Source organism: Roseibium sp. AWQ4_254, assembly GCF_056161025.1.
Genome location: NZ_JBSWYH010000007.1, coordinates 106,617 through 131,949, shown reverse-complemented (window position 1 = coordinate 131,949; position 25,333 = coordinate 106,617). Strand labels below are relative to the sequence as shown.

Sequence of the window (25,333 nt, the reverse complement as noted above, 5' to 3'; positions counted from 1 at the left end):
CTTAGTGGTGTATGGTGGCACGTAGAGTGGCAGTGCTGCCCAGATCTCATTCGATGGATCCCCGTTCGGGAGGAATTTTATGACTTTGCGCCGTCAGGTCCAGTTCTGGCTCATTTCCCTGGCCGTCTTCTGTGTGTTCCTGTTTGTCTTTTCCGGTGTGCTGCTGCCCTTTGTCGCCGGCATGGCGGTTGCTTATCTGCTGGACCCGGTCTGCGACCGGCTGGAAACGCTGGGCATGGGCCGGTTGTGGGCGACGCTGACGATCCTGCTCACTTTCCTTGTGGTGCTGGTGGTGTTCTTTGTGCTGCTGCTGCCGGTCTTAGGCTCGCAGCTTGCGTCCTTCCTGGAGCATTTTCCCGACCTTGTGCGTGGACTGCAGGCGCTTTTGGCAAAGTATTTTCCGGCTAATCTGGCAACATTGGCCGGGCTGTCGCCAACAGATCTTCAATCCTCTCTGACGAATTTGATCGGGCAGGGAGCGTCTTTTGTCGGCAAGCTGGTCCAGTCGATCTGGAGCGGCGGCCAGGCGCTCTTGTCGATCCTGTCGCTTTTTGTCATCACGCCCGTGGTGGCGTTCTATCTGCTGTTGGATTGGGACCATATGGTGGAGCGGATTGACAGCTGGATTCCCAGGGATCACTTGCAGGAAATCCGGGGACTGGCGAGCGAGATGGATGCAGCCGTTGCCGGGTTTGTGCGTGGGCAAGTGTCAGTCTGCGTCATCCTCGGGTTTTTCTATGCGGTTTCTCTTGCACTGGTTGGGCTCAATTTCGGATTGCTGATCGGCATGGCCGCTGGTCTTGTAAGCTTCATTCCGTTTGTGGGCGCTGTGCTTGGCTTTGTTCTGTCCGTCGGCGTGGCGCTGGTCCAGTTCTGGCCCGATTGGCCCTGGATTCTGGTGGTCGGCGGCATCTTTGCGGTCGGGCAGTTTCTGGAAGGCAATGTGCTACAGCCCAAGCTTGTGGGCGAGAGCACGGGGCTGCATCCGGTCACGCTGATGTTTGCCCTGTTTGCCTTTGGATATCTCTTTGGATTTGTGGGGATGTTGATCGCCGTACCGGCCGCAGCAATGATCGGGGTGCTTGCGCGCTTCGGCCTGAGGCAGTACCTAGCAAGCCCGGTTTACAAGGGAATAAGCCGTTCCTCAACGGTACCTGAAGAGTTAAGCGAAGAGTAAGTGTTAGGATGATGGGCGAGCCACCCCGCCAATTGCCGCTGGAACTGCCGCACGAAGCTGCCCTTGGCCGCGATGACTATCTTGTCGGCGCGTCCAACAGGGCCGCCTTTGAGCTGCTGGAACGCTGGCCCGACTGGCCGTCTCCGGTGGTGATCCTGGCCGGTCCTGTGGGCTCGGGCAAAACCCATCTTGTGCGGGCCTTTCAGGAAGACACCGGCGCTGCGGTCTGCGCCGCGCCCGACTTGAGTGAAGCTGCGGTGCAGGATCTGGTGGCCGCGCCGGCTGCGGTCATTGAAAACGCCCATCTTGGCGTGGTGGACACGGCTTTTTTCCATTTGCTGAATGCGTCCCGGCAGGCAGGCAAGAATGTGCTGGTGACCAGCCGCACCTGGCCGGCCAGCTGGAAAATCACGCTGCCGGATCTGATGTCGCGCCTGCGGGCGGCCACCCCGGTGGAGATTCTGGAGCCGGATGACGATCTCCTGCGCCGGGTTCTGGTGAAGCTTTTTGCCGACCGCCAGATTTCCGTTGATTTGGGCGTGGTGGACTATCTCGTCGTACGCATGGAACGCTCGCTGGAGGTTGCCCTGCGCTCGGTGGAAGCCATTGACCAGGAAGCACTGGCCGGGCGGGTCAGGATCACCAAGCCGCTTGTTGGCCGGGTTCTGGAAATTGTGCAAAAAGGGCAGTGAGTTGCCGCCTTGCGACATTGGTGTCATTTGACTGTGCGGAACACCATGCTACTGACGGCGGCAGAGAGCCGGGCAAGGGTTGCACAACAAGTCTGAAAAAAGGGCACGCCATGGATGAGACGACCGATCTTTCGGACATTCTTTCCGCATCATCTGATCTGCGGGGGCAGGATGATCCGGCGCCGGAAAACAGCCTGGCCCAGTCGCCCGCCCGGTTCATGAACCGGGAACTGTCTTGGCTCCAGTTCAATTTGCGGGTTCTGGAAGAGGCCATGAACACGTCCCATCCCCTTTTGGAGCGGGTGCGGTTCCTGTCGATTTCAGCCAACAATCTCGATGAATTCTTCATGGTCCGCGTTGCCGGGCTGCGCGGTCAGCAGCGCGCCGAGGTCACGAACCTGTCTGATGACGGGCTGACCCCCACCGAGCAGCTTGAGAAAATCAGCGAGGCGGTGCGCGACCTGCAGGCCACGCAGCAGAAAATCTGGGTTGAACTGCGCCGGGAAATCGCGGGCAAGGGCATTGAAATCCTCCATGGTGACACGCTGGCCGACAGTGACCGGGCCTGGCTGCAGGACTATTTCCTGTCCTATATCTTCCCGGTGCTGACCCCGCTGGCCATTGATCCGGCCCACCCATTCCCCTTCATTCCCAATCTCGGCTTTTCCATCGTCTTCGATCTGGCGCCCGTGTCGGGCGGGCGCGGCATGATTGCGCTTTTGAGAATTCCGAACCAGGTCGACCGGTTTGTACGCCTGCCCAATGACGGCAATGGTGCAGCGCGGTTCATCGCGATTGAGCGGGTCATCAGCCTGTTTATCGGGCGGCTGTTCCCCGGTTACGAGATTCGCGGCAAGGGCGCGTTCCGGGTCATCCGGGACAGTGATCTGGAAATTGAGGAAGAGGCGGAAGATCTGGTCCGCCTGTTCGAAAGCGCGCTCAAACGGCGCCGCCGGGGCTCGGCCATCCGACTTGAAATTCAAGACACCACCCCGCCTGCATTGCGGGACTTTGTGGCCGATGCGCTTGCAGTGGAAGACAGCGAGATTTTTCTTGCCGATGGCCTCCTGGCCCTGAATAACCTGTCGCAGATTGTCGATCTGGAACGCTCGGACCTGAAATTCGAGCCCTATTCCGCGCGTTTTCCCGAACGTATCCGGGAACATGGCGGGGATTGCCTCTCGGCGATCCACCAGAAGGACATCGTTGTTCACCACCCATATGAATCCTTCGACGTGGTGGTACAGTATCTGCGTCAGGCGGCCCGAGATCCAAATGTTGTGGCCATCAAGCAGACCCTTTACCGGACCTCCAACAATTCCCCCATTGTGAAGGCACTTGCGGAAGCGGCCGAGGCGGGCAAGTCGGTCACTGCGCTGGTGGAGCTGAAAGCGCGCTTTGACGAAGAAGCCAACATCAAATGGGCGCGGGATCTGGAACGGGCCGGCGTTCAGGTGGTGTTCGGCTTTATTGAGCTGAAGACCCATTCCAAACTGTCCATGGTGATCAAACGCGAACATGGCCAGCTGAAGACCTATTGCCATATCGGTACCGGCAATTATCACCCGATTACGGCGCGCATCTATGAGGATCTGTCCTTCTTCACCGATGATCCGGGCATTGCGGCAGATGCGGCCAAGGTGTTCAATTTCATCACCGGCTATGCTGAGCCGGAAGAGCTGCAGCATCTCGTGATTTCTCCAGTCAACCTGCGTCAGCGCATGCTGGAGCTGACGGAAGCCGAATGCGATCATGCCCGGGAAGGCCGTCCGGCACAGATCTGGATGAAGATGAATTCTCTGGTCGACCCGGAAATTATCGATGCGCTGTACCGGGCCAGTCAGGCCGGAGTGCAGATTGATCTTGTCATTCGCGGGATCTGCTGTCTGCGCCCGGGGATTGCGGGCCTGTCGGAAAACATTCGGGTTAAATCGATTGTCGGCCGCTTTCTGGAACATTCACGCATTTTCTGCTTCGGCAATGGCCAGGGGCTGCCGTCGCCGGAAGCCCATGTCTATATCGGCTCTGCCGACCTGATGCCGCGCAATATCGACCGGCGCGTGGAAGTTCTGGCGCCCTTGCTCACCTCGACCGTGCATGAGCAAGTGCTGGACCAGATCATGGTCGCCAATTTGAAGGACAACCAGCAAAGCTGGCGCATTCTGCCTGATGGCAGCCATGAGCGGATTGTCCCGGCCGCCAACGAAGAGCCGTTCAACGCGCACCGTTACTTCATGACCAACCCGTCCTTGTCGGGACGGGGAAAATCCTTGAAGAGCGACCGGCCAAAGCCGTTCCTGAAACGGCAAAAACGAGGATAAGATGAGCAGCCAGTTTCAGCCGGCCCGGGGGCGGCTCAATGGAACCGGACCTGTCGCGGTTGTCGATATCGGCTCCAATTCGGTGCGTCTTGTCATCTATGAGCGCAAGGCACGCACCCCGACCATGCTGTTCAACGAGAAACTGCTGGCCGGCCTTGGCCGCGGGATCGCGGCAACCGGGCGGTTGGCGGAGGAATCCGTCACGATGGCTTTGGGCGAGCTGGCGCGGTTCAAAGCGCTGATCGACCACACGGGCTGCAAGGAACTGCACATCATCGCGACGGCTGCAGCCCGGGATGCGGAAAACGGCCCGGAGTTTGTGCGCGAGGTAGAGCGCTTCCTGGAGGCGCCGGTGCGGATTCTCGATGGCAGCGAAGAAGCCTATTATTCGGCCCTTGGTGTGATCGCCGGGTTCTGGCAGCCCCGCGGGATTGTCGGTGATATGGGCGGCGGCAGCCTGGAGCTGGTGGAGATCAAAGGCCAGAAACCGGGCAGCGGGGCGACGTTCCCGCTCGGGGGCTTGCGCCTGTCGGAAGAAGCTGAGGGCAAGATCGCCAAGGCTCGCAGGATCACCGAAGAGGCCCTGAAAGGGTTTGACTGGCCGGACCTCGCGCTTGGGGAACGCACGTTTTATGCCGTGGGCGGCACCTGGCGTTCCCTCGGCCGTCTGCATCTCATGCAGAACAAATATCCGCTGCATGTGATGCACAACTACGAAATCGGCGCTGAAGAGGCGATTGACTTCTGCCGCAGGATTGCCGTGCCCAACCTGGAGGGGGTTGAGCAGGCCGAGGTTGTTTCCAAGCAGCGCCGTCCGCTGGTGCCCATCGGGGCCGTGGTACTGGAGCAGGTGTTGACAGCCATGAAGGCTGAGCGGGTGGTCTTTTCCGCAACCGGCGTGCGCGAGGGGCTGCTGCATGAAAAGCTGCCCGGCGAAATGCAAAGACATGATCCGGTGATCGAAGCGGCCCGCGAATTGTGCATCTTGCGGTCCAGGTCGCCGGACCATGCCGATGAGCTGATCCAATGGACCGATGACATGTTCCGGACCCTGGACATTGAAGAAACGGCCAATGAACGGCGCCTGCGCCACGCGGCCTGTCTCCTGTCGGATATCGGCTGGCGGGCCCATCCCGACTACCGGGGCGAGCAAAGCCTCAACATCATTTCCAATGCGTCTTTTGTCGGGCTGGATCACGCCAGCCGCGCCTATCTGGCCGCAGCCGTTTTCTACCGCCATCAGGGTCTGAGGGAAGGGGCACTGTCCGAGGTGATCCGACATTTGTTCACTGACCGCCTGCGCATCCGGGCAAAGGTGCTGGGGGCAGCGTTGCGGGTGGCGTCCCTGCTCAGCGCGTCAACATCCGGCCTTCTGCCCAAGGTCGGCATTGCCCGCACGGACACCGGCCTGGCATTCGATATGGGCGGAGAACAGGCCAATCTGGACGGTGACCGCCTGCGCAAAAGGGCCAGCCAACTGGCCAAGGCAATCGGGGCCGAGGTTCAGATCCGAATCAGATAAGCCGTGGGCTTGCGATATCCTGAAGGAGGATCGCGGCGCGGCTGATCTACTCAGCCGCCTGCTTGGGTTCGGTTTCGCGGGCGCCTTGCGGCAGGGCCACGATTTGCCGGTCCTGGAAGGCGAGGGCGACTTCGCCACGCTTCAGCTGCAGGGCCAGTTCTCCGAAGAGCTCCCGGCGCCAGCCTTTCAAAGCGGCCACATCGGCGGTGTCATCGGCCGCGATCTTTTCCAGATCATCGACTGTTGCAATCACCTTGGCGGCAACCCCGTTGGCTTCGCTGACCATTTTCAGGAGCACCTTGAGCAGGTCAACCGCCGCTGCCGATCCGTCCGGCGCCTGCCGGCCCTTGGGCAGTTTGGGCAGTTTGCCTTTGGGCACATCAAGGGCCCGGCGCACGGCCTTCAGAATGTCGTCTGCTGCTCTTGACCGCTCAAACCCCCGGGGGATGGTGCGCATACGTCCGAGCGCTTCAGTATCCTGGGGCTGCTGGGCGGCGAGCTCATAGATTGCGTCATCCTTGATGACCCGGCTGCGGGGAACATTGCGCTCTTGCGCCTCGCGCTCGCGCCAGGCCGCCACTTCCATCATCACGGCAAGTTCCACCGGCTTGCGGACCCGAAGCTTCAGCCGTTTCCAGGCCTGGTCCGGGTCGGCCCGGTAGGTGCCGACCGAGGTCAGGACCTGCATTTCGTCCTCGACCCAGTGGCTGCGGCCTTGTTCTGCAAGATTTGCCTTCAGGAACTGGTAGGCATCCCGCAGATGAGTGACATCCGCCAGCGCATAGTCGAGCTGCTTGCTGGTCAGCGGCCGCCGCGCCCAGTCGGTGAAACGGGACGATTTGTCGATGCGCGCACCGGTGACTTTGTAGATAAGCTGGTCATAGGAAATGGAATCGCCAAAGCCGCAGACCATCGCTGCCACCTGCGTGTCGAACAAGGGCGCGGGAATCAGCTCTCCCAGATGATAGACGATCTCGATATCCTGCCGTGCCGCGTGAAACACCTTTGTCACACTGCCGTCGCGCATAAGGTCGAAGAATGGGCTCAGGTCAAGGCCTTCGGACAGGGCGTCGACGATGAATGCCATATCCGGCCCGGCCATCTGGATGACGCAGAGCTTGGGCCAGAAGGTGGTTTCACGGAGAAACTCCGTGTCCACTGTGACGTAATCATTGGCGGCGAGCCGCTCGCAGGCGGAGGCGAGATCTTTTGTTTTTGTAATCACATGCATGGTGACGTTCAGCTATACCCGAGTTCTGCCGCTTTGTCGCCACGAAATGGTAAATTAAGATCTTTGATCTCTTGAAAAAGCGCATTTTGTGCGCCTATGTTGAGGGGCGAAACAAGTTGCCCCGGCCATGGGCCAGAAACGGGGCCAGAAACGAGGCCTGAAACGGGGCCTGAAACGACAGCCGGTGATCGGGGAGCGAAAATGCGCAGGATACTAGTGGTGAATTCCAAGGGCGGATGCGGCAAGACCACGGTTGCCACGAATCTTGCGGTTGCTCTTGCTGCTCGTGGGGAAGATGTGGCGCTGGCAGATGCGGACCGTCAGAAATCAAGCCTGTCCTGGGTCAAGCGGCGGCCCAAGGCACTGACACGGATCGATGGATTGAACTGGACCAAAGAGGAGGCCATTGGCGGCAAGGACAAGTCGCACGATGCCATCGTCATCGATGGGCCTGGCGGCCTGCGCTCGGAACTGGCCAAAACTCTGGTGGCCGAAGCGTCGGACATTGTCGTCCCGGTGCTTGCCTCTGCTTTCGACTGGGATGCGACGCTGAAATTTCTCGACGGCATCTCCGAAATCAAACGCGTGCGCAAGGGCAAGGCAGATATTTTCGTGGTTGCCAACCGCATCAATCCCCGCTCGACCCAGGTCGCGAACCTGGAAAAGACGCTTTCAAAGAAAGGCTATCCCGTGCTGGCGCGGATCTCCGACCGGGTAGCCTATGCCAAACATGCGGCGGCTGGGTCGGGCATATTCGACTACAGCGACATGCGCTCTCACGAGATCCGGGGCCAATGGCACCCCTTGCTGCAGGCTGTGGATACGTGAGGAGCCCCGGGCAGCAGCCAAATCCGCCGCAGGCACGAAAAGGTTCCCGTATTGGAAAGGGGATGCAGGGCGCTCCCGATGCGCCTCTCCCTTGACTTTGGCCGCGCAACATGGCTTGTGCAGCCCGAAACGGCCTGCCTTTGGCGGGCCTAAATAATTTTTCCTGCCAAGAAGAATGCCGAGGAACCAGAATGCACCCCTACCGTAGTCACACGTGCGGTGATCTCCGTCTGTCCGACGAAGGCCAGACCATCCGTCTTTCCGGCTGGGTCCATCGGGTCCGCGATCACGGCGGGGTGCTGTTCATCGATCTGCGTGACCATTACGGCGTGACCCAATGTGTGGTCGATCCGGATTCGGCGGCCTTTTCCCTGGCTGAAACGGTGCGGTCCGAATGGTGTATCCGCATCGACGGCAATGTGAAGAAGCGCACGGACGAGACCATCAATCCGGAGCTGCCGACCGGCGAGGTCGAGATCTTCATCCGCGAGATGGAAATTCTGGGGGCCGCAAAAGAGCTGCCGCTGCCCGTCTTCGGCGATCTGGACTATCCTGAAGAAGTGCGCCTGAAATACCGCTTCCTCGACCTGCGCCGGGAGAAGTTGCACGAGAACATGATATTGCGGTCCAATGTGGTCCGCGATCTGCGAGACCGTATGTGGTCTATCGGCTTCAACGAATTTCAGACCCCGATCATCACCGCGTCTTCTCCGGAAGGAGCCCGGGACTTCCTGGTGCCGTCACGTCTGCATCCGGGTAAGTTCTATGCCCTGCCGCAGGCGCCGCAGCAGTTCAAGCAGCTGCTGATGGTCTCCGGCTTTGACAAGTATTTCCAGATCGCGCCGTGTTTCCGCGATGAGGATCCCCGGGCGGATCGGTCCCCGACCGACTTCTATCAGCTTGATATGGAGATGTCCTTCGTCACCCAGCAGGAGATCTTCGACACCATCGAGCCGGTGATTGCCGGCTGTTTTGAGCGGTTCGGCAAGGGCCGTCCGGTGAACCGGCAATGGCCGCAGATCGCCTACAAGGAGTCTGCGCTTTGGTATGGTACGGACAAGCCGGACCTGAGAAACCCGATCAAGATGCAGATTGTTTCCGAGCATTTTGCCGGATCCGGCTTTGCCATCTTCGCCAAGCTTCTGGAACAGCCGGGTACGGAAATCCGGGCGATCCCGGCACCGAAAGGCGGCAGCCGGAAATTCTGCGACCGGATGAACAAGTTCGCGCAAGGCGAAGGCCTGCCCGGCATGGGCTATATCTTTTGGCGCAAGGCCGAAGACGGGTCCATGGAAGCGGCCGGTCCGCTGGCCAAGAATATCGGGCCGGAGCGCACGGAAGCCATTCGCGTGCAGCTTGGGCTCGAAGTTGGCGATGCCGCCTTCTTCCTGGGCGGCAAACCGAAACAGTTTGAACCGGTGGCGGCCAAGGCGCGGCTGATCATTGGCGAAGAACTGGGCCATACGGACAAGGACCGCTTCGAATTTGCCTGGATCGTCGATTTCCCGATCTATGAACGTGACGAGGAAACCGGTGAGATCGATTTCGAGCACAATCCCTTCTCCATGCCCCAGGGCGGGATGGAGGCCCTTGAAGGGGATCCGCTGGAAGTGCGCGGCTGGCAATATGATCTGGCCTGTAACGGCCATGAGCTGGTGTCCGGCGCGATCCGGAACCACAAGCCGGAGATCATGTACAAGGCCTTCGAAATCGCCGGTTATCCGGCCGAGGAAGTCGACAAACGCTTTGGCGGTCTGGTGAATGCCTTCCAGTACGGCGCACCGCCCCATGGTGGCTGCGCGGCCGGTATCGACCGGATGGTGATGCTGCTGGCGGATGAAGCCAATATCCGTGAAGTGATGCTCTTCCCGATGAACCAAAAGGCAGAAGACCTGATGATGGGCGCCCCCGGTGAGCCGACCGCCGCTCAGCTGCGGGAGCTGCATTTGCGGCTGAACCTTCCGGAAGAGTAAGATATCGGTCCTTTACGGACGCCTATCGTTTAAGAGTAGCTCTGTGCTTTTGGCGAGAGGCCGGTTCAACCGGCCTCAGCCGTCAATTGGGTAAAATGCCCCTGGAAAGGAACGCCTCGTGCGCAATCCGTTCAAATCCAAAACCTGGACAGATCCGAAGGGAACGGTGCAGCTGATCAAGCGATTGTTCAGCGAAAATATCCGGAAATACATCTCGCAATATGCGCTCGCCTTTGTGTTCATGGGGATCATCGCCGCAACGACAGGTGCAAGCGCCTGGATCATGAGAGATGTGGTCAACGAAGTCTTTGTGAACAAAGACGGGCAAATGGTCTATCTGATCGGCTTCGCCGTTCTTGTCATCTTCTCTCTCAAAGGGGTTGCAACCTTCGGGCAGGTGGTTGTTTTGTCTCGGGTGGGCAACCAGATCATCCGGGATTTGCGGAAGAAGATGTTCAATATCCTTCTGCGTCAGGATCAGGCCTACTTTGACAAACACTCCCTTGCGGAGATCAATGTCCAGGTAGGACAAGGGGTTGGCGCAGCCCGCACGACACTCGATCTGGTCATCACCACGCTCGGCCGCGATGTTCTGACGCTGTTTGCGCTGGTCTTCGTGATGATTTTCCAGAACCCTTTTTTGAGCCTGTTTGCCATCGTGATTATGCCTCCAGCCGTTATCGGAGTCACGTTTCTGATCCGCCGGGTCAAGGAATATGTGAAGCGGCAGGTGGTTTCGAACGCCAAGGTCGGGGCCGTCATGCAAGAGACAATTCTCGGCATTCGCATCGTCAAGGCCTTCGGCATGGAACAGACCATGCGCGGCAAGATGGATGTTGGGCTGCTCGAAGTTCAGAAACAGGCCAACAAGATTGCCTCCCTGACCGCTCGCACGTCTCCTCTGATGGATACACTAGGCGGCATCGCGATTGCTTGCGTGATTTTTTATGGCGGGTACTCGGTGATCGAGCTTGGTCATGATCCAGGTGCGCTGTTCTCTTTCATCACCGCGTTGTTGCTCGCCTATGATCCGGCCCGCCGGGTGGCGCGGCTGAATGTCAATCTCGGCAAGCAGATTGTGGGATTGCGCATTATGTATGATCTGATCGACCGGAAACCGGGTCTGAGCGATGCGGAGAATGCCACCGATATCGCTGTGGGTGAGGGGGCAATCGAGTTTCAGGACGTGGCCTTCGCCTATGGCGAGAGCGCGGCGTTGCATGGCACCAGCTTTGCCGCAGAACCGGGCCGGATGACGGCCCTTGTCGGAGCGTCTGGCGCGGGGAAGTCGACGGTTTTTGCGCTTCTTGAGCGGTTTTATGATCCGCAGTCCGGCGACATTCTGATTGATGGCCAGAACCTGAAAAGCGTGACCCAAGCCTCGTTGAGAGAGAACATTGCCTATGTCGGCCAGGACTCTTTCCTCTTCAATCTAAGCCTGAAGGAGAACATTTCCTTCGGCAAACCCGACGCCACCCAGGACGAAATCGAGGCGGCCGCAAAGGCTGCCAATGCTCATGACTTTATCTCTGCTTTGCCGCAGGGCTATGCGTCAAAGGCTGGGCAGGGGGGCAACAACCTGTCGGGCGGACAGCGCCAGAGGATTGCAATTGCGCGGGCCATGCTGCGGGATGCTCCGATCCTGCTGCTGGATGAAGCAACCTCCGCGCTGGATGCGGAATCGGAACACAAGATCCAGACGGCGCTGGAAAAACTCATGGAAGGCCGGACAACGCTTGTGATCGCCCATCGGTTGAGCACCGTCCGCCACGCCCACATGATCCATGTGATGGATCAGGGCAAGGTCATTGAAAGCGGTACCCATAATGAGCTTTTTGAGCATGACGGCATTTACCGCCGCCTGTGCGAACTTCAGTTTCAGAGCAAGACAGAAGCTGCCGAATAGTGCGGTCTGGTTTTAAGACCGAAACGCAAAAAGCCCGGACGCGTTTGTCCGGGCTTTTGTTTTTGAAAGGATAGAGCATCGTGCAGACTTATCGCACGATGCTCTAAGCCGCCTACTGGTTGGCGGTGATGCCCACAGACAGGATCTGCGGGATCATTTGCGGAGCGAACATCGCGGTTCCCATGATCTGGGCGAATGGCACGGGGGCTGCCGGAGAAGCGGCCACTTCCAGGGAACCGGGGGTGGTCAGGAAGTCGCTGACGGACTTGGCAACCTGACCTTCAAAATCCTTGTTCTGCAGCACACCCAGCATGGCGGGCAGCGCACCGGTGAGACTGGCGACATAAGTCGGCGTGTCCAAACCGGCCTTCTTGGCTTCCTGATCCAGAATGCGTCCGGTCAGGGTGTCGTCCTCCAGCCGGATCTTTGCGGTGATGATCGAAACATTCTGGAGAAGGGCGAGGGCGTCTTCCGGGTTCTGGGACTTTTTCTCCAGTTCTTCCACGACCTGGCGGGTGACGCCGCCAAGCGTGAGGGCAAGAGACAGGCTTGCCGCATCTTTGGCATCGATCTTCAGGTCCGGAATGACAATGGTTGCCGCCTCCGGATCCCAGGTCGCAGAGGCTGCGATATCCATCGTAAGGGTGTCATAGCCGAGTTCGCGCAGGGTCTTTGTTTCATCTGCTTCAAGCTCGTTGACGTCAATGGTCGCTCCGGTGACGGCGAAGCGGCCCGCCGTCGGCAGATCACCGTCCATGGCGTCAATGGAGGAGGAAATGGCTGCGATATCGGCAATCTTGCCGTCTTCGTCCGTCACCTTGATGTTCTTCACATCAAACGTGCGGTAGCCAGGGTTCGCCGGCTTGTCCTTGGCTGCAGCTTCTTTGGGAGACGGCAGCACCAGATCCGTCACATCCAGGCTTTCCAGTGTCATGCCGCCATCATCGGCAGTCAGGCTCAGGGCCGACACGCCGAGGCTTTCGAGTTTGAGACGGCCATTGGCGAGTATTACGCCACCTGTCAGCACCGTGGACGCGATCGAGACTTTTTCGTCTTTGTCGTCTTCGTTTGTCAGGACAAGGTTTTCAATCGTCACCGCTCCGCCGGACTCAGAGACGTTGCCATAGCCTTCAACAACTCCTTCCTGAGCATCCAGGACCTCAAGAAACGCATCGGCAACCGCATTGCCTGTGGGCTCGAATGCCCAGGCCGTCCCGGTTTGTAGGGCAATCAGGCTGACGGCAGTGGCCAGTCCGGTCAAGGTGCTGCGCGCGGGCGAAAACATCATTTAAGAACTCCAAGGAGACTAAGGGCGCTCACTCTGCTTCATGTCGCAGAAGGAGGCAAGGTGAAAGCAAGTGCTTTGGACACCGAGTGGCAAAGCCGGTCAATGGCGTCCAAAACTATATAGGCAGCCCTGTCAGTTTTTCTCGGAAAAACGGTGCCGGGCCCGGTCGATATCCTCCAGACTTGGCAGGCTTGCCTCGTTGCCCAGGTGCTGAATGGCGTGTGTAGATGCTCCGCGGGCAAAGGAGAAATGGTCCTCCCACGCCAGCTCCGGATGGTGCAGATAGGACGCAATGTAAGCCCCGTGGAAAACGTCGCCAGCCCCGTTGGAATCCAGCACCTTGTTCAAAGGCACATCAAGAGCCGGCAGGAGCCGGTCGGGTCCGGAGCCCTCATACCAGACGGTGCCTTGTTCGCCGAGCGTGACCGCGCCAACAGGGCAGTTTCTGGATCTGAGATAGGCCAGGGTCTCGCCCGTGGTTTTGCCAAGCTGCTGGCAGAACCGTTCCGAGACCACCGCAACATCGATATGGCCCAGCAATTCGTCCGTATTCTCACGCACGGCTCCACCATCAAGAGAGGTCAGGATGCCCTGATCCCGGCAGGCCGAAGCGTAGTGCAGGGCGGCGTCCGGCATGTGGCCGTCCAGATGCAGCGCGCGCATTCCGGTCAGCGTCAGGGGGGGGAAGGGGTGCAGGAATTCATTGTCGCGGCAGCGGACAATGGCGCGCTTGCCGTTCTTGGGCATGATGAAGGACAGCGAGGATTCGCGCACTTTGCGCCCATGGATCGAAATGCCGTAGGCAGCGGCCATGTCCAGAAACATGCGGGCCAGCCAGTCATCGGCCTGGGAACACAGCAGCTCAGGCCGGCAGCCCAGTTTGGCGCAGCAGAATGCGGCCGTCACCGCATTGCCGCCAAAACTGATGGCATAGTCCTCGGCAATGGTCTTTTCGTCGCCGCTCGGCAGGGTGTCGGTCAAAAATGTAACGTCGATATAGGCTTGGCCGATAAACAGCGCCTGCATGAACAACTCCCTTCATCCCGGACCTTCGCTCCTGCACCCTAGTCACGGCGCGGTCCGGTTAGCTTTGATCTGGATGAAACCTTGCCATCTTCAGTCCTTGTTTACCCAGATCGTCCATGGTCAGAAAGCGTTAATTGGTAAACAGGCCCCGTTTTGTCTTTCCGGTATGTTGGCTTTGCAAAGACCGTATTGCTCGCCCTTGTTCTGGCGACAACGCCGCTCTTTGTCATCAACGTCATCCTCAATCAATTTGCCGAAAGCCGGGCCGTGACCGAAATGGAGGCCATGGGCCAGGTTTCCATTCACCGGGCCGAGGAAGCCATCAGCACCACGGTGACGCTCTTGCAGCGCCTGGACCGTGACGATGTGCAGACCTGCAGCGCCGAAGACCGGGTCATTTACGAAAAGCTCATTATCGAGAACGGCATGATCGATGCCATCGGTCTGGCGGATGCGGATGGCCAGCGCATGTGCATCATTCCGGACCGGGAACTGGCGGGAGAGATTGTCCTGCCGCCGGTGCGCGCCGATGGTCCGCTTGTCGGCATCGGCATGCTCGACCGGGAATATCTCGGGGCCAGGGCGGCCGTGATCAGCTGGGATCTGAAGGACGGCACAAGGATCTTTGCCGAGGTCACCCCGGCGGTCATTGCCATGGATCCCGGGCCGGAATATCTGCGCTCCTACCGCCGCTCGGAGCTGCGTCTTGGAAATGACCTGCTCTGGTATCATGTGGGCGGGTACAATTCCGAAGGCTCTAAACCTGAAGGGGTTCTGTCGGTCGATGTGCCTTCAGAACTCTACCCGCTGGTGGCCACCATTACGGCGCCGGAAACCGCAGCACTTCATGTGGTCAAGGACCTGAAAGTGGTCGCGGCCACGTCCTGTGTCGGGATTGCGGTCCTGTTCGTGGCCATCGGTGTCTGGTTCTCCTGGCGGCCGGAAAACGAGGCCAACGATGAATTTGTTGCGGCGATCCGCAATGGCGAATTCATTCCCTATTACCAGCCTGTCATGGATATTGAGACCCTGCGGCTGCGCGGCTGTGAAGTGCTGATGCGCTGGCGCCGCCCGAATGGCATGATCGTGTCGCCCGGGCAGTTCATGGCCTATGCGGAAAACAATGGCCACATCTTCGACATGACCCGGCACATGATGCGACTTGCAAGCGAAGAAGTCGGTGATCTTTATGGCGACAATCCGGATTTCAAACTGTCGATCAACCTCTTTGCCGGCCATTTCCTCGATCGGGAGGTGGTCTCCGATATCAAGACGATCTTTGAAAAATCCAAAATCTCGTTCCAACAGATCGTGGTCGAGGTCACCGAGCGCCACCCGCTTGAGGACATGGAACTGGCCCGCAAGATCATGTCTGAACTTCAGGCTCTCGGGGTCCGCATTGCGCTGGACGATGTGGGCACAGGCCATGGCGGTATGGCCTATCTGCAGAAGCTCGGTGTGGATATCATCAAGATCGACAAGATGTTCATCGACACGATTGGTTCCGACGACAGTTCCACCACGATTGTTGATTCCATGGTTGAACTGGCGGACAATCTGGGCATGGGCATTATCGCCGAGGGCGTGGAGCAGGAAGACCAGATCGAACGGCTGCTGGAGCTTGGCGTCACCGCCGCCCAGGGCTATTATTTTGCTCCTCCAATGCCTGCGAAAGACTTCGTAGAATTCTCCGAGCGGATGGAAGAAGAAGCGCGGGAACGCGCAAGGCTTGCCGCAGAAGCCGCCGCTGCAGAACAGGCCGCCAACGAAGCGGCCATGGCGGATGCGGCCGCCTAATCGACCGCGACTGGCCATTTTCGGGCCGGTTGTCTTCACCGGACGGCTTTAAAACATACGAAAATCAGGTCTCGTGCCACAGCCTTGAACAGGTGGTGCCGAAGTTTTGTTCTTTACTGTACCGTCCAGACGGTATAGGAGCGCAGGATGGGACAGACTGGGCGGTAATTGATGTCGGCGAAGGCTTCGCGAACGAAACAGGATTCCAAAACTGAAATTCTGAGTGCGGCGATCAGTCTGATACGCCGAGAAGGCGCCGCGAGTCTGACAATTGACGCGGTGGCCGAAGAGAGCGGCTTTTCCAAGGGAGGCGTGCTCTACAATTTCCCGACAAAGGATGCCCTGATCACCGGGATGGTGGGTTTTCTCGGGGCCCAGTTCGAAGCCGATGTCCAGTCGGCCAGGGCCAGAAACACGGGTTCACAGTCCCCGACCTTAAGCGGCATGATTGATGTTACGGAGCGGTGGCTCGAGACACGCCGAGACATTGCCCAGGCCATTCTGGCAACAACCGCAAGCCGGCCGGAACTCAGTGACCCGTTCCTGCAGGTCCGCAAGCGGTTGAAACAGGCCATTTGCGAGGAAATGAGCGACGTGAACCGGGCAATGGCCATCTGGGCCGGTCTGGAAGGTCTTCATTTCACAACGGCCCACAGCGTTTCAATTCTCAGCGAAAACGAATTGGCAGGCGTTCTGCAGGACTTGCGGCGCCGCCTTGAACACGATTGAACATATGACGGAAAACCTGATGCGTGGATTTCAAAGAACCGTGGCCGCCCGTTGGGCTGGGATCTTCCTGACAGCCGGATTGCTGGCCTCATGCCAGGATGAGGCCACCGATCCGGTGGCAGAGGCGGAAGCCAAACTGCATGCGGCGCCGCGGCCGGCAAAGATCTTCACCGTAAATGACCAGATCGGCCTGATCGAACGGCGCTTTGCCGGGCGGGTTGCGGCAGTCAAAACCGTTGATCTGTCATTCCAGGTCGCGGGCAAACTGGTGGAGCTGCCGGTGCTGGAGAGCCAGGACGTGAAGCGGGGGGACCTGATCGCCAAGCTCGACACGACCGACTATGACCGTGCCGTGCGGGAGGCGACTATTAAGGTCGAGCAGGAAAAGCGCGAACTGGACCGGCTGGAGACCTTGCGTGAGCGCTCCGTGATCTCCCAGTCCTCTTATGACGAGCAGAAGAACGATTACGACCTTGCTGTGGAAGATCTGAAAGAGGCGCGCCAGAACCTGGACTATACCACCCTTGAGGCCCCGTTTGACGGCATCGTCTCCCTGCGGCTGGTGGACAACTTCACCACAGTCGACGTGGCGACACCGATTGTGCGCATGCAGGATGTGTCGGAAGTCCAGGTCGATATCAACGTTGCCGAAGCGCTGTTCGGAAGGGTCACCGCTTCAGATGTCGCATCGACGGAAGCAAGCTTTCCAGCTTATGGCGACAAGGTGTTTCCGCTGGAATACCGCGAACACTCCAGTCAGGTGGACGAGGTGACGCAGACCTACCGGATCACCCTGGCCATGCCCCGTGCGCAAGCTGAAGGGCTGTCCCCGGGGATGACTGCAACGGTGATTGTGAAATTCCTGCCCGAGGGCTTTGAGCTCGGTGAACAGTTTCTGGTTCCTTCCGCTTCGATCGCAGTGGACGGGGAAGGGGGCACCTACGTCTGGAAATTCTCCGAAGACACTGGAGCCGTGGCCAAGCAGCCGGTCGAGATTGGCACGATCATGGGAGACTATATACCCGTGCGATCCGGCCTCAAGGCCGGAGACGAGATCGTTTCCGCAGGTGTTGCCTATCTGAGCGACGGTCAGGTCGTTCAGCGTTTGCACTGATCCCCTTTACGACAGCTACAAGGATCACACACCTTGGATATTGCACGCTACTCCATCCAGAAGCCGGTCAACACCTGGATGATCGTCGTCATGTCTTTGCTGGGCGGGCTGTGGGGGCTGACCTCCGTGGGCCGTTTGGAAGACCCCGCTTTCACCATCAAGGAAGCCCAGGTCATCACGGCCTATCCCGGTGCCACGGCAGCCGAAGTGGAAAACGAAGTCACCGAAATTCTGGAGACCGCGATCCAGCAGATGCCGCAACTGGACAAGATCCGATCCGTGTCCGAGCCGGGCCTGTCGCGGATCAGTGTCGAAATCAAACCAACCTATGACGGTACCGAATTGCCTCAGGTCTGGGATGAGCTGCGCCGGAAAGTGGGCGACGAGATCCGCAACCTTCCCGAAGGCGCCCAGACCCCGCTGGTCTATGACAGCTATGGCGATGTCTATGGGCTGTTTTACGCCTTCACCGCTGACGGATACACCAACCGGGACATTCGCGACACGGTCAAACGGATCCGGCGGGAGCTGCTGGCTGTTCCGGGGGTTGGCAAAGTGGAGATTGCCGGCGAACCGGAAGATGTCATCTACCTGAATGTCGATCAGGACAAGATGGCCGGACTGGATATCTCCATGAGCGATATTGTCAGCGTTCTGGACGCGGAAAACAGCATTCAGACCAATGGCTCGGCGATTTCAGGCCAGGCTCGCATCCGCATCATGACCCCGTCTGCCTTTGATGACTTCCGGGGCATTCAGGATCTGGTGATCGGCCGGGCCGGCTCCACGGCCATGATCCGCCTGTCCGATATCGCAACCCTGGAACTGGGGGAACCGGAGCAGCCGGACCGTCTGATCCACCACAACGGCCACAAGGCGGTCACTATAGGTGTGTCACAGGTGGACGGTACCAATATCGTCGAGGTCGGCAACCGGGTCATCGACAAACTCGCCCAGATCGAGGCGCAATTGCCGGTCGGCATGGAAATCCACCCGATCTATGAGCAGAATGTTGTGGTGGATGCCTCGGTCAACGGTTTCATTCTCAATCTGGCTGCCTCCGTCGTGATCGTGATCGCCGTCCTGGCGGTCTTCATGGGCTGGCGGGCGGCGCTGGTGGTGGGAACTGTGCTGCTTTTGACGGTGATGGCAACGGTCCTGTTCATGCGCATCTTTGCCATTGAAATGGAGCGGATCTCCCTTGGCGCCCTGATCATTGCCATGGGAATGCTGGTCGACAATGCGATCGTGGTCGCCGAAGGCATGATGATCAATATGCAGCGGGGCCAGAAAGCCATTGATGCGGCCAGCCAGGTCGTCCGTCAGACCAAGTGGCCGCTGCTGGGGGCAACCGTGATTGGCATCATGGCCTTTTCCGGGATTGGCCTGTCCCCGGACGCAACGGGGGAATTCCTGTTCTCCCTCTTTGCGGTCATTGGTATTTCCCTGCTTCTGTCCTGGGTCTTTGCCGTCACGGTGACACCGCTCTTCGGCAAGTATTTCTTCCGCACCGCGACCGGAGATCTGAAAGGGCATGATCCCTACAAGGGCATTTTCTATGCGCTTTACCGCCGCTTTCTGGTGGCTGCACTGCATGTGCGCCTTCTAACAGTAGCCGCTCTCATAGGCATTACGGTGGCCTGTGTCATGGCCTTTGGCAATGTGAAACAGGCTTTCTTCCCGGACAGTAACACGCCGATCTTCTACATCCATTACTGGTTGCCGCAAGGTACAGATATCCGGTCCACGGAAGCCGATCTGAAGGCGATGGAGGATATCATTCTGGCAGATGAGCGGGTTGTGACTGTGACGAGTTTTGCCGGGGGCGGGGCCACGCGCTTCATGCTCACCTATGGGCCTGAAGATCCCAATCCGGCCTATGGCCACATGCTGATCCGCACCCATGGCCGGGATGACATCAACATGCTGGCGCTGGATCTGCGCAAGACTTTCGGCGAAATGTTCCCGGCAGCGCAGGTGATCACAAAACGTCTGGTCTTCGGGCCCGGCGGTGGAGCCAAGATCGAGGCCCGCTTCTCCGGTCCCGATGCCAATGTGCTGAAGCGGCTCGGCGATGAGGCCCAGGCGATCTTCTCCCTGCCGGAGAACAAGCTTGCGGATGTAAACACCGACTGGCGCCAGCGCGAGCTGGTTGTGAGGCCGATCTTTGACGAAAACAGGTCCCGTATTTCCGGGGTCACCCGGGAAGAACTGTCCCTGTCGCTGCAATTTGCGACCGAAGGGGTCCAGACCGGTGCCTACCGGGATGTGGATGAAAGCATTCCGATCGTTGCCCGGAAGGCTGGAACACATGGCATTTCGGTGAATGAAAGCGTGTCCGACTCTCTGGTGTGGAGCACCGGTCAGCGCCGCTATATCCCGATGGACCAGGTGGTGCAGGAATTCGTCATGGAACCGCAGGACACGCTGATCCACCGGCGGGACCGGGTCCGGACCCTGACCGTGAAGGCGGAAACGACGGCGGGCGAAACGGCCTCGGCTGCCCTTGCCCGGGTCCGGCCACAGATCGAGGCGATGGCGCTCCCTCCCGGCTATGCTCTGGAATGGGGCGGCGAATATGAAAGCACCAATGACGCTCAGAAATCCCTTGGTGCCCAGCTTCCGCTCGGTTTTCTGGTGATGCTGATCATTTCCATCCTGCTGTTCGGCTCGGTCCGTCAGCCGCTGATCATCTGGCTGATGGTGCCCATGTCGATCAACGGGGTTGCGATTGCACTTCTGGCAACGGACACGCCCTTCGGCTTCATGTCACTGCTTGGCTTCCTGTCCCTGTCCGGCATGCTGATCAAGAATGCCATCGTTCTGCTGGAAGAGATCGACCGGCTGATCGAGGAAGAGGGCATGGAAAAATATCCGGCCATCGTGACAGCGAGTGTGTCGCGTATGCGGCCTGTTCTTTTGGCGGCCGTCACGACGATCCTCGGCATGGCACCACTTTTGTCGGATGCGTTCTTCCGGGGCATGGCGGTCACGATCATGGGCGGGCTTGCCTTTGCGACCGTGCTGACCTTGATTGCTGCCCCAGTGCTCTATGCCCTGTTTTTCCGGGTCCGTCCGGCGAAAAAGGGCGCGACAGGACGGGGCGCGGGCATTGGCGAGGCCAGCCCGGCCTGACGGTTCAGCCGGTTCGCTTCAGAAAAAAACCCGTCCGCGTGGCCTGTGCGCGGACGGGTTGATCCAGCGGTGTGGCGTTTCCGGGCTTCGGAAGGAGATCCCGGGCCGGGCTGTCAACCGGCAGCCATCTCACGCTGGACGGTCGACTTGGCGACCTTGATGTTGTCGAGCACCTTGGGGCAGCTGGTGCTCGACACCTGCTTTTCAGACAGGAAGGACGTCATGCGTGCTTCCAGATCCAGCAGCCGGGCTTTGCGGGATAGGCCAGGCTGCATCGCAGGAAAGAACGTGGGCAGGGGCGTCCTGATAGGTGCCGGGACCGGTGCTGGCATCTGGGACACAGATCTGCGCGGGTACTCAGAGCGTGGTGCCTTTCTGGGGGCACTCGGCGCACCTGACGCAGCGTTCTCCGGTTTGGCCCCATCACCCGATGACTTTGCCGCGTGATCGGCCTCGGTCTGCAAGACTTTCCTGCGGGCCTGTCCGGCCGGCCCAAGCGCGGTCAGCTGACCCATGATCAGGGCGTTTCGGTAAAATGCCATCCAGGGCCAGAACGGGGTCATGAGGCTCCTCCTTTCAATGGGGCCGTAAAGCGGTGTCAGTAGGCAAGACGGTTGCTGTTGAGACCGGTTTCAATCCTTGAGATTTCATCGCGTAGCCGCAGCTTGAACTTCTTCAGGGACCGGATGTGCTGGGTGTCGGGATAGGGATGCAACTCCTCGCGCCGAATCAGGCTGTCCAGCGTGTTGTGCTGGCTGCGCAGGGATTTTAAACGGTTGTACATCGCCTATCTCCGTAACGTTAGCTGTTGTTGCTACCCACGATATGGGATGGAATTGACATAGAAGAAATACATTGTTTGTATCACATCAATAGAAGAAATCTATTGACCAGAGGAGACGGCATGCGATTCCGGCCATCCCCCCGCCAGCTTGACTATTTCATCGCCCTGGCAGAGACCTTGCACTTCGGCAAGGCGGCGGAAAAATGCCATGTGTCCCAACCGACTTTGTCCTCACAATTCAAGCTCTTGGAAGAGCAGCTGGGCAGCAGTCTGCTGGAACGGGGCAATGGTGGTATTGCGCTGACGGCGGCTGGAGAACGGCTCTTGCCGCTGGCCCGGCAGGCGCTGGAAAGTTTGGACGAAATTGTGATCGAAGCCCAGGCAGGGCGCTCCAATCTTGGTGGGCTGATCCGTCTTGGCGTCTCACCGACCTTCGGTCCGTATTTCATGCCGTATCTGTTGCCGATTCTCAAACGGTCCTTTCCCGATCTGGAACTCTATATCCGGGAGGACCGGCCGAACCTTCTGGAAGACGGGCTGGCGTCCGGCGCCCTTGATTGTATCATCTCTCCGGACATCACCCCGTCTGCCCAGCTGGCAGAGCGTGAGCTCTGCCGGGAAGATGTTCGTCTGGCCGTGCCCCTGTCCCATCCCTTTGCCGGTCTGGATGTGGTGCCGGTCTCGCTTTTGAAGGGCGAGAAACTGTTGTCCTTGGGGCAGGGCTTCCGGCTGCACAATGACGTTCAGGCCCTTGCCCGGGCCGCCGGAGCCGACTTCCTGCAGGACTATGAGGGCACCAGTCTGGACGCGTTGCGCCAGATGGCTTCGATTGGCATGGGGCTGGCGCTGTTTCCGGCCGCCTATATTGCCTCTGAATTCGCCAAGGAACCCAATCTCCTTCTTAAAAAAGTGGATGGAATTGCCATGCGCCGGATCATGTACCTGGTCTGGCGCAGCGGCAGTTCCCGTGCGTCCCATTACGAGAAACTGTTGTCCCTTGCGCTTGAGGCTGTCGAGAGCATGCGTGCACAAGGCGTTGAGGCGGCACTACGCTGAAGGGGCTGTCATTAAGAACAGGGTGAAGGTGCACCTGCCTGCGGATCTGGATATCGCCTTGGGATAAGGGCCGGGGACGTGCTTGCTGCACCTGTAAAATCGTGCCAGCCTCGTAGCGTCGGGGCAGAGGAGGAGGAGACCCATGCCTGAGATATCCAGCGGAAGTGATTGCCAGACTGTTATCACCACGTTCGAAATGACACCGGGAACCTGTTTCGATCTTCTCGACGAGCTGAAGGACGCCTATGAAGAGTTCATCCGGCACCAGCCGGGATTTATTGGCACAGGGCTGCATGTCAATGATGCCCAGACACGGATTGCCAACTACTCCCAATGGCGCCGGCGAGAGGATTTTCTGGCGATGCTGCGCACGCCGGAAATGCGTGACCGCAACCGGCGTATCCATGCGCTTTGCAAAAGCTTTGAACCGGTCATGTATGATGTCGCCGAAAGTTTTAACTGACGCCTGACACTCATCAGTTTTCCAAACAGACAATTCTCCGGACCACCATGTCTTATACCATCACCGATTGCCAGGGCCTTGAGCCTGGGCGGCTCTGTGCGGCCATGAACGAGGCATTTGCCGACTATCCCGTACCCCTCAGCAAGACGGTTGATAAATTCGTCGATTTCCAGAAACAGCGTGGATTTTCTGCGGAATTCTCTTTCGTGGCCCGGCAGGGAGACGACATAGCCGCATTCTGGTTCTCCACGGTCCCGCTTGGCGCTTATGCAGGGCGGGCCTACACCGTATCGGTGGGCACGCTCCCGGCGCACCGCCGGAAAGGCCTGTCCCGGCAGCTCTTGAAAGCTGTCGCCGAGCGCCAGCAAAATGCTGCTGCCAAGGGCCTTCAGCTGGAGGTCATGCACGCCAATGAAAAGGCGGTGCAGGCCTACCGGACCTTCGGATTTGTGGACCACCGGCCCTTGCGGGTCTGCAGGGTTCCGCTTCAGGTCCCCGGCCTCCAGGGAGCGCCCTCCGTGACGCTGGAAAAGGTGGCAGCGCAGGATCTTCCTCAGGACGAAAGCGTCTATTTTGATACGCTGCCCACCCCGCAGAATTGCAGGGAGGCGCTGAAGGCGCTTGGCGGCAAGGTCCATCTGGTGGGCGCGCGGGAGGGCCGCCAGCTGCTGGGCTGGGCCGCCATTTATCCCGATGGAGCTCTGGCCCAGATTGCGGTTCACAAGGTGCACCGCCGCAAGGGCATCGGGACGTCCCTGCTGTCAGCGCTGAAACAGGCCATTGACGCGGACTTCCTGCGCTTTGTCAATGTGGATGCGGGCTCAATTGCGGTGAATGCCTTCATGGACAAGGCGGGTGCTGAGGATCTGCTCTACCAGCAGGAAATGCATCTCGTTTTCTGAGGACACGCCGCGCTCAGTCCGATGTGCTTTTCTTGAAAGGCGCATGGTCTGCCAGGGCTTCATTCTCGCGCTCCACCGCATAGCGCTCCTGTTCCAGAAAGTCGGCGACCGCCTGGTGAAGCCCCTCATGGGCGATCCAGTGGGCGGAATAGGTGGTGGCCGGCATATAGCCGCGGGCCAGCTTGTGGGCGCCCTGAGCACCGGCTTCCACCCGTCTCAAACCCTTGGCGATGGCGAAGTCAATCGCCTGATAGTAGCAGAGTTCAAAATGCAGAAACGGGTGATCCTCCGTGCACCCCCAATGGCGCCCGAAAAGAGTGTCGGAGCCGATAAAATTGAGCGCTCCGGCAATATAGCGTCCATGGCGTTTGGCCAGAACCAATAGCGTGCGGTCTGCCAGACGGGCATTGATCAGGGAAAAGAAGGTACGGTTGAGATAGGGGCGGCCCCATTTGCGTGCTCCCGTGTCCATATAGAATTGGTAGAACGCATCCCAATGGGCCTCGGTGAGATCGGAGCCTGTGACCCATTCCACCTCGATTCCGTCCGCGCTCAGGGCCTCCCGGCGTTCCTTCCGGATGGCCTTGCGTTTTCGCGAGGCAAGGTCGTCCAGAAAGCTGTCAAAGCTCTCATAGCCCTTGTTCTCCCAGTGGAACTGCTGGTCCGTCCGCTGCAGATAGCCAAGCTCTCCCAGACTGTCCCATTCCGGTTTCGTCAGGAAGGTGGCATGGACGGAGGACGCCCCGGTGCGCCTGCACAATTGCACCAGCCCGGCGGCCAGCGCCTGAACCCCGGCGTCCCTGTTCAAACCGGGGGCTGTGAGAAAACGGCGGCCGGTGGCCGGGGTGAATGGCACGGAGATCTGCAGCTTCGGATAATAGTCGCCGCCAGCCCGGAAAAAGGCGTCCGCCCAGCCATGGTCGAATACATATTCACCCTGGGAATGGCTTTTCAGATAGGCCGGAACCGCCCCGGAGACCCGGCCAGAACCATCTTCCAGCAGAAGATGGCGCGGCAGCCAGCCCGTATCTTTAGTTGCACAGCCAGAGGCTTCAAGGGCGTCAAGAAAAGCATGAGATAAGAAAGGATTGAATGAAGAAACTTCAGAAAATGGTTGAGAATTCCCGTTCAGAAGTCCAGTGAGGTCAGATGCCTCCGCCGGAGGACAGGCGGGCCTCCTCGCCAGGCTCCCGCTTGGTCCCAGCTCCCATCCCGGATTGGCCACGGCGTCCCATGTCTTCGGGGCGATATCCTGAAGGCAGGACAGGATGCGCAGGGAAAAGTTCTCTCCGGGGCTGTTAGCGTCCGGAGTGCTGTTTTCCTCGGTCGGGGATGAAGTCATGCGTCAAGGCAACCACAGTTGGGGATCTGCTTAAAATGTAGCGCTGT

At 59.1% G+C, this 25,333-nt stretch carries 20 protein-coding genes; 14 read left to right on the top strand and 6 right to left on the bottom strand.

Translation table 11 applies throughout. From position 1 onward, the window contains the following. Window positions 1-79: 79 nt before the first annotated feature. From ACXAIC_RS07290 to ACXAIC_RS07275, 4 genes are all read left to right on the top strand, one after another. A complete protein-coding gene (locus ACXAIC_RS07290; RefSeq protein WP_475175214.1) occupies window positions 80-1,177 on the top strand; it encodes an AI-2E family transporter in 1,098 nt (365 codons plus the stop codon). 11 nt (window positions 1,178-1,188) lie between these two features. Beyond that, window positions 1,189-1,869: a P-loop NTPase family protein gene (locus ACXAIC_RS07285; protein WP_475175209.1), complete on the top strand. Its 681-nt coding sequence runs from the start codon at window positions 1,189-1,191 to the stop codon at window positions 1,867-1,869. A 110-nt stretch (window positions 1,870-1,979) separates the two neighbouring features. Then, a complete protein-coding gene (locus ACXAIC_RS07280) occupies window positions 1,980-4,190 on the top strand; it encodes an RNA degradosome polyphosphate kinase (RefSeq protein WP_475175207.1) in 2,211 nt (736 codons plus the stop codon). A 1-nt stretch (window position 4,191) separates the two neighbouring features. After that, a complete protein-coding gene (locus ACXAIC_RS07275) occupies window positions 4,192-5,712 on the top strand; it encodes a Ppx/GppA phosphatase family protein (RefSeq protein ID WP_475175205.1) in 1,521 nt (506 codons plus the stop codon). 46 nt (window positions 5,713-5,758) lie between these two features. Here the strand turns inward: ACXAIC_RS07275 and rnd are convergent, their stop codons facing one another. Further along, window positions 5,759-6,937 carry a ribonuclease D gene (gene rnd, locus ACXAIC_RS07270; protein ID WP_475175332.1) on the bottom strand — a complete coding sequence of 393 codons (1,179 nt, stop codon included), beginning with the start codon at window positions 6,935-6,937 and terminating at the stop codon, window positions 5,759-5,761. Between the two features lie 207 nt (window positions 6,938-7,144). Between rnd and ACXAIC_RS07265 the strand changes: the two genes are divergently transcribed. The 3 genes from ACXAIC_RS07265 (at window position 7,145) to ACXAIC_RS07255 (ending at window position 11,650) form a co-directional block, all read left to right on the top strand. Continuing rightward, on the top strand, window positions 7,145-7,771 hold the full coding sequence (locus ACXAIC_RS07265; protein WP_475175202.1) for a nucleotide-binding protein: 627 nt from the start codon (window positions 7,145-7,147) through the stop codon (window positions 7,769-7,771). Between the two features lie 191 nt (window positions 7,772-7,962). After that, a complete protein-coding gene (aspS, locus tag ACXAIC_RS07260) occupies window positions 7,963-9,744 on the top strand; it encodes an aspartate--tRNA ligase (protein ID WP_475175199.1) in 1,782 nt (593 codons plus the stop codon). 118 nt (window positions 9,745-9,862) lie between these two features. Further along, window positions 9,863-11,650 carry an ABC transporter ATP-binding protein gene (locus tag ACXAIC_RS07255; RefSeq protein WP_475175196.1) on the top strand — a complete coding sequence of 596 codons (1,788 nt, stop codon included), beginning with the start codon at window positions 9,863-9,865 and terminating at the stop codon, window positions 11,648-11,650. A gap of 112 nt (window positions 11,651-11,762) precedes the next feature. Here the strand turns inward: ACXAIC_RS07255 and ACXAIC_RS07250 are convergent, their stop codons facing one another. Next, window positions 11,763-12,938: a hypothetical protein gene (locus ACXAIC_RS07250; protein ID WP_475175194.1), complete on the bottom strand. Its 1,176-nt coding sequence runs from the start codon at window positions 12,936-12,938 to the stop codon at window positions 11,763-11,765. Between the two features lie 132 nt (window positions 12,939-13,070). Continuing rightward, window positions 13,071-13,964, bottom strand: coding sequence for a sugar kinase (locus ACXAIC_RS07245; RefSeq protein ID WP_475175191.1), 894 nt, complete (start codon window positions 13,962-13,964; stop codon window positions 13,071-13,073). A gap of 153 nt (window positions 13,965-14,117) precedes the next feature. Here ACXAIC_RS07245 and ACXAIC_RS07240 point away from each other — a divergent pair, with 153 nt between their 5' ends. The 4 genes from ACXAIC_RS07240 (at window position 14,118) to ACXAIC_RS07225 (ending at window position 20,739) form a co-directional block, all read left to right on the top strand. Continuing rightward, window positions 14,118-15,761, top strand: coding sequence for an EAL domain-containing protein (locus ACXAIC_RS07240; protein WP_475175189.1), 1,644 nt, complete (start codon window positions 14,118-14,120; stop codon window positions 15,759-15,761). Window positions 15,762-15,932: 171 nt separating this feature from the next. Beyond that, entirely contained in the window at window positions 15,933-16,490 is a 558-nt protein-coding gene (locus tag ACXAIC_RS07235; RefSeq protein ID WP_475175187.1) for a TetR/AcrR family transcriptional regulator, read from the top strand. Window positions 16,491-16,509: 19 nt separating this feature from the next. Beyond that, window positions 16,510-17,604: an efflux RND transporter periplasmic adaptor subunit gene (locus ACXAIC_RS07230; RefSeq protein WP_475175184.1), complete on the top strand. Its 1,095-nt coding sequence runs from the start codon at window positions 16,510-16,512 to the stop codon at window positions 17,602-17,604. A gap of 33 nt (window positions 17,605-17,637) precedes the next feature. Further along, window positions 17,638-20,739 (top strand): efflux RND transporter permease subunit, encoded by a 3,102-nt coding sequence (locus tag ACXAIC_RS07225; RefSeq protein WP_475175182.1) that lies wholly within the window; start codon window positions 17,638-17,640, stop codon window positions 20,737-20,739. A 113-nt stretch (window positions 20,740-20,852) separates the two neighbouring features. Here ACXAIC_RS07225 and ACXAIC_RS07220 read toward each other — a convergent pair whose 3' ends face one another. Continuing rightward, the gene (locus ACXAIC_RS07220) at window positions 20,853-21,302 is read right to left on the bottom strand and encodes a hypothetical protein (protein ID WP_475175180.1); all 450 of its coding nucleotides are present in this window, start codon (window positions 21,300-21,302) and stop codon (window positions 20,853-20,855) included. A 35-nt stretch (window positions 21,303-21,337) separates the two neighbouring features. After that, window positions 21,338-21,523 (bottom strand): YdcH family protein, encoded by a 186-nt coding sequence (locus ACXAIC_RS07215; RefSeq protein ID WP_475175177.1) that lies wholly within the window; start codon window positions 21,521-21,523, stop codon window positions 21,338-21,340. Window positions 21,524-21,643: 120 nt separating this feature from the next. Between ACXAIC_RS07215 and ACXAIC_RS07210 the strand changes: the two genes are divergently transcribed. The 3 genes from ACXAIC_RS07210 (at window position 21,644) to ACXAIC_RS07200 (ending at window position 23,944) form a co-directional block, all read left to right on the top strand. Then, on the top strand, window positions 21,644-22,579 hold the full coding sequence (locus ACXAIC_RS07210; protein ID WP_475175175.1) for a LysR substrate-binding domain-containing protein: 936 nt from the start codon (window positions 21,644-21,646) through the stop codon (window positions 22,577-22,579). A 142-nt stretch (window positions 22,580-22,721) separates the two neighbouring features. Next, on the top strand, window positions 22,722-23,042 hold the full coding sequence (locus ACXAIC_RS07205) for an antibiotic biosynthesis monooxygenase family protein (protein ID WP_475175173.1): 321 nt from the start codon (window positions 22,722-22,724) through the stop codon (window positions 23,040-23,042). 47 nt (window positions 23,043-23,089) lie between these two features. Further along, window positions 23,090-23,944, top strand: coding sequence for a GNAT family N-acetyltransferase (locus tag ACXAIC_RS07200; RefSeq protein ID WP_475175171.1), 855 nt, complete (start codon window positions 23,090-23,092; stop codon window positions 23,942-23,944). Between the two features lie 13 nt (window positions 23,945-23,957). On the opposite strand, the gene ACXAIC_RS07195 is transcribed toward ACXAIC_RS07200, so the two are convergent. Continuing rightward, window positions 23,958-25,286: a GNAT family N-acetyltransferase gene (locus ACXAIC_RS07195; RefSeq protein ID WP_475175168.1), complete on the bottom strand. Its 1,329-nt coding sequence runs from the start codon at window positions 25,284-25,286 to the stop codon at window positions 23,958-23,960. Window positions 25,287-25,333 lie beyond the last annotated feature (47 nt).

What these genes read in the sequence shown, in the direction of transcription:
- ACXAIC_RS07200 (WP_475175171.1), top strand. Translation starts at nt 23,090, where the DNA reads ATGTCTTATACCATCACCGATTGCCAGGGCCTTGAGCCTGGGCGGCTC.
- ACXAIC_RS07265 (WP_475175202.1), top strand. Translation starts at nt 7,145, where the DNA reads ATGCGCAGGATACTAGTGGTGAATTCCAAGGGCGGATGCGGCAAGACC.
- ACXAIC_RS07195 (WP_475175168.1), bottom strand. Translation starts at nt 25,286, where the DNA reads ATGACTTCATCCCCGACCGAGGAAAACAGCACTCCGGACGCTAACAGC.
- ACXAIC_RS07285 (WP_475175209.1), top strand. Translation starts at nt 1,189, where the DNA reads ATGGGCGAGCCACCCCGCCAATTGCCGCTGGAACTGCCGCACGAAGCT.
- ACXAIC_RS07230 (WP_475175184.1), top strand. Translation starts at nt 16,510, where the DNA reads ATGCGTGGATTTCAAAGAACCGTGGCCGCCCGTTGGGCTGGGATCTTC.
- ACXAIC_RS07245 (WP_475175191.1), bottom strand. Translation starts at nt 13,964, where the DNA reads ATGCAGGCGCTGTTTATCGGCCAAGCCTATATCGACGTTACATTTTTG.
- ACXAIC_RS07235 (WP_475175187.1), top strand. Translation starts at nt 15,933, where the DNA reads ATGTCGGCGAAGGCTTCGCGAACGAAACAGGATTCCAAAACTGAAATT.
- ACXAIC_RS07250 (WP_475175194.1), bottom strand. Translation starts at nt 12,938, where the DNA reads ATGATGTTTTCGCCCGCGCGCAGCACCTTGACCGGACTGGCCACTGCC.
- ACXAIC_RS07290 (WP_475175214.1), top strand. Translation starts at nt 80, where the DNA reads ATGACTTTGCGCCGTCAGGTCCAGTTCTGGCTCATTTCCCTGGCCGTC.
- ACXAIC_RS07210 (WP_475175175.1), top strand. Translation starts at nt 21,644, where the DNA reads ATGCGATTCCGGCCATCCCCCCGCCAGCTTGACTATTTCATCGCCCTG.
- ACXAIC_RS07205 (WP_475175173.1), top strand. Translation starts at nt 22,722, where the DNA reads ATGCCTGAGATATCCAGCGGAAGTGATTGCCAGACTGTTATCACCACG.
- ACXAIC_RS07280 (WP_475175207.1), top strand. Translation starts at nt 1,980, where the DNA reads ATGGATGAGACGACCGATCTTTCGGACATTCTTTCCGCATCATCTGAT.
- ACXAIC_RS07215 (WP_475175177.1), bottom strand. Translation starts at nt 21,523, where the DNA reads ATGTACAACCGTTTAAAATCCCTGCGCAGCCAGCACAACACGCTGGAC.
- aspS (WP_475175199.1), top strand. Translation starts at nt 7,963, where the DNA reads ATGCACCCCTACCGTAGTCACACGTGCGGTGATCTCCGTCTGTCCGAC.
- ACXAIC_RS07275 (WP_475175205.1), top strand. Translation starts at nt 4,192, where the DNA reads ATGAGCAGCCAGTTTCAGCCGGCCCGGGGGCGGCTCAATGGAACCGGA.
- ACXAIC_RS07220 (WP_475175180.1), bottom strand. Translation starts at nt 21,302, where the DNA reads ATGACCCCGTTCTGGCCCTGGATGGCATTTTACCGAAACGCCCTGATC.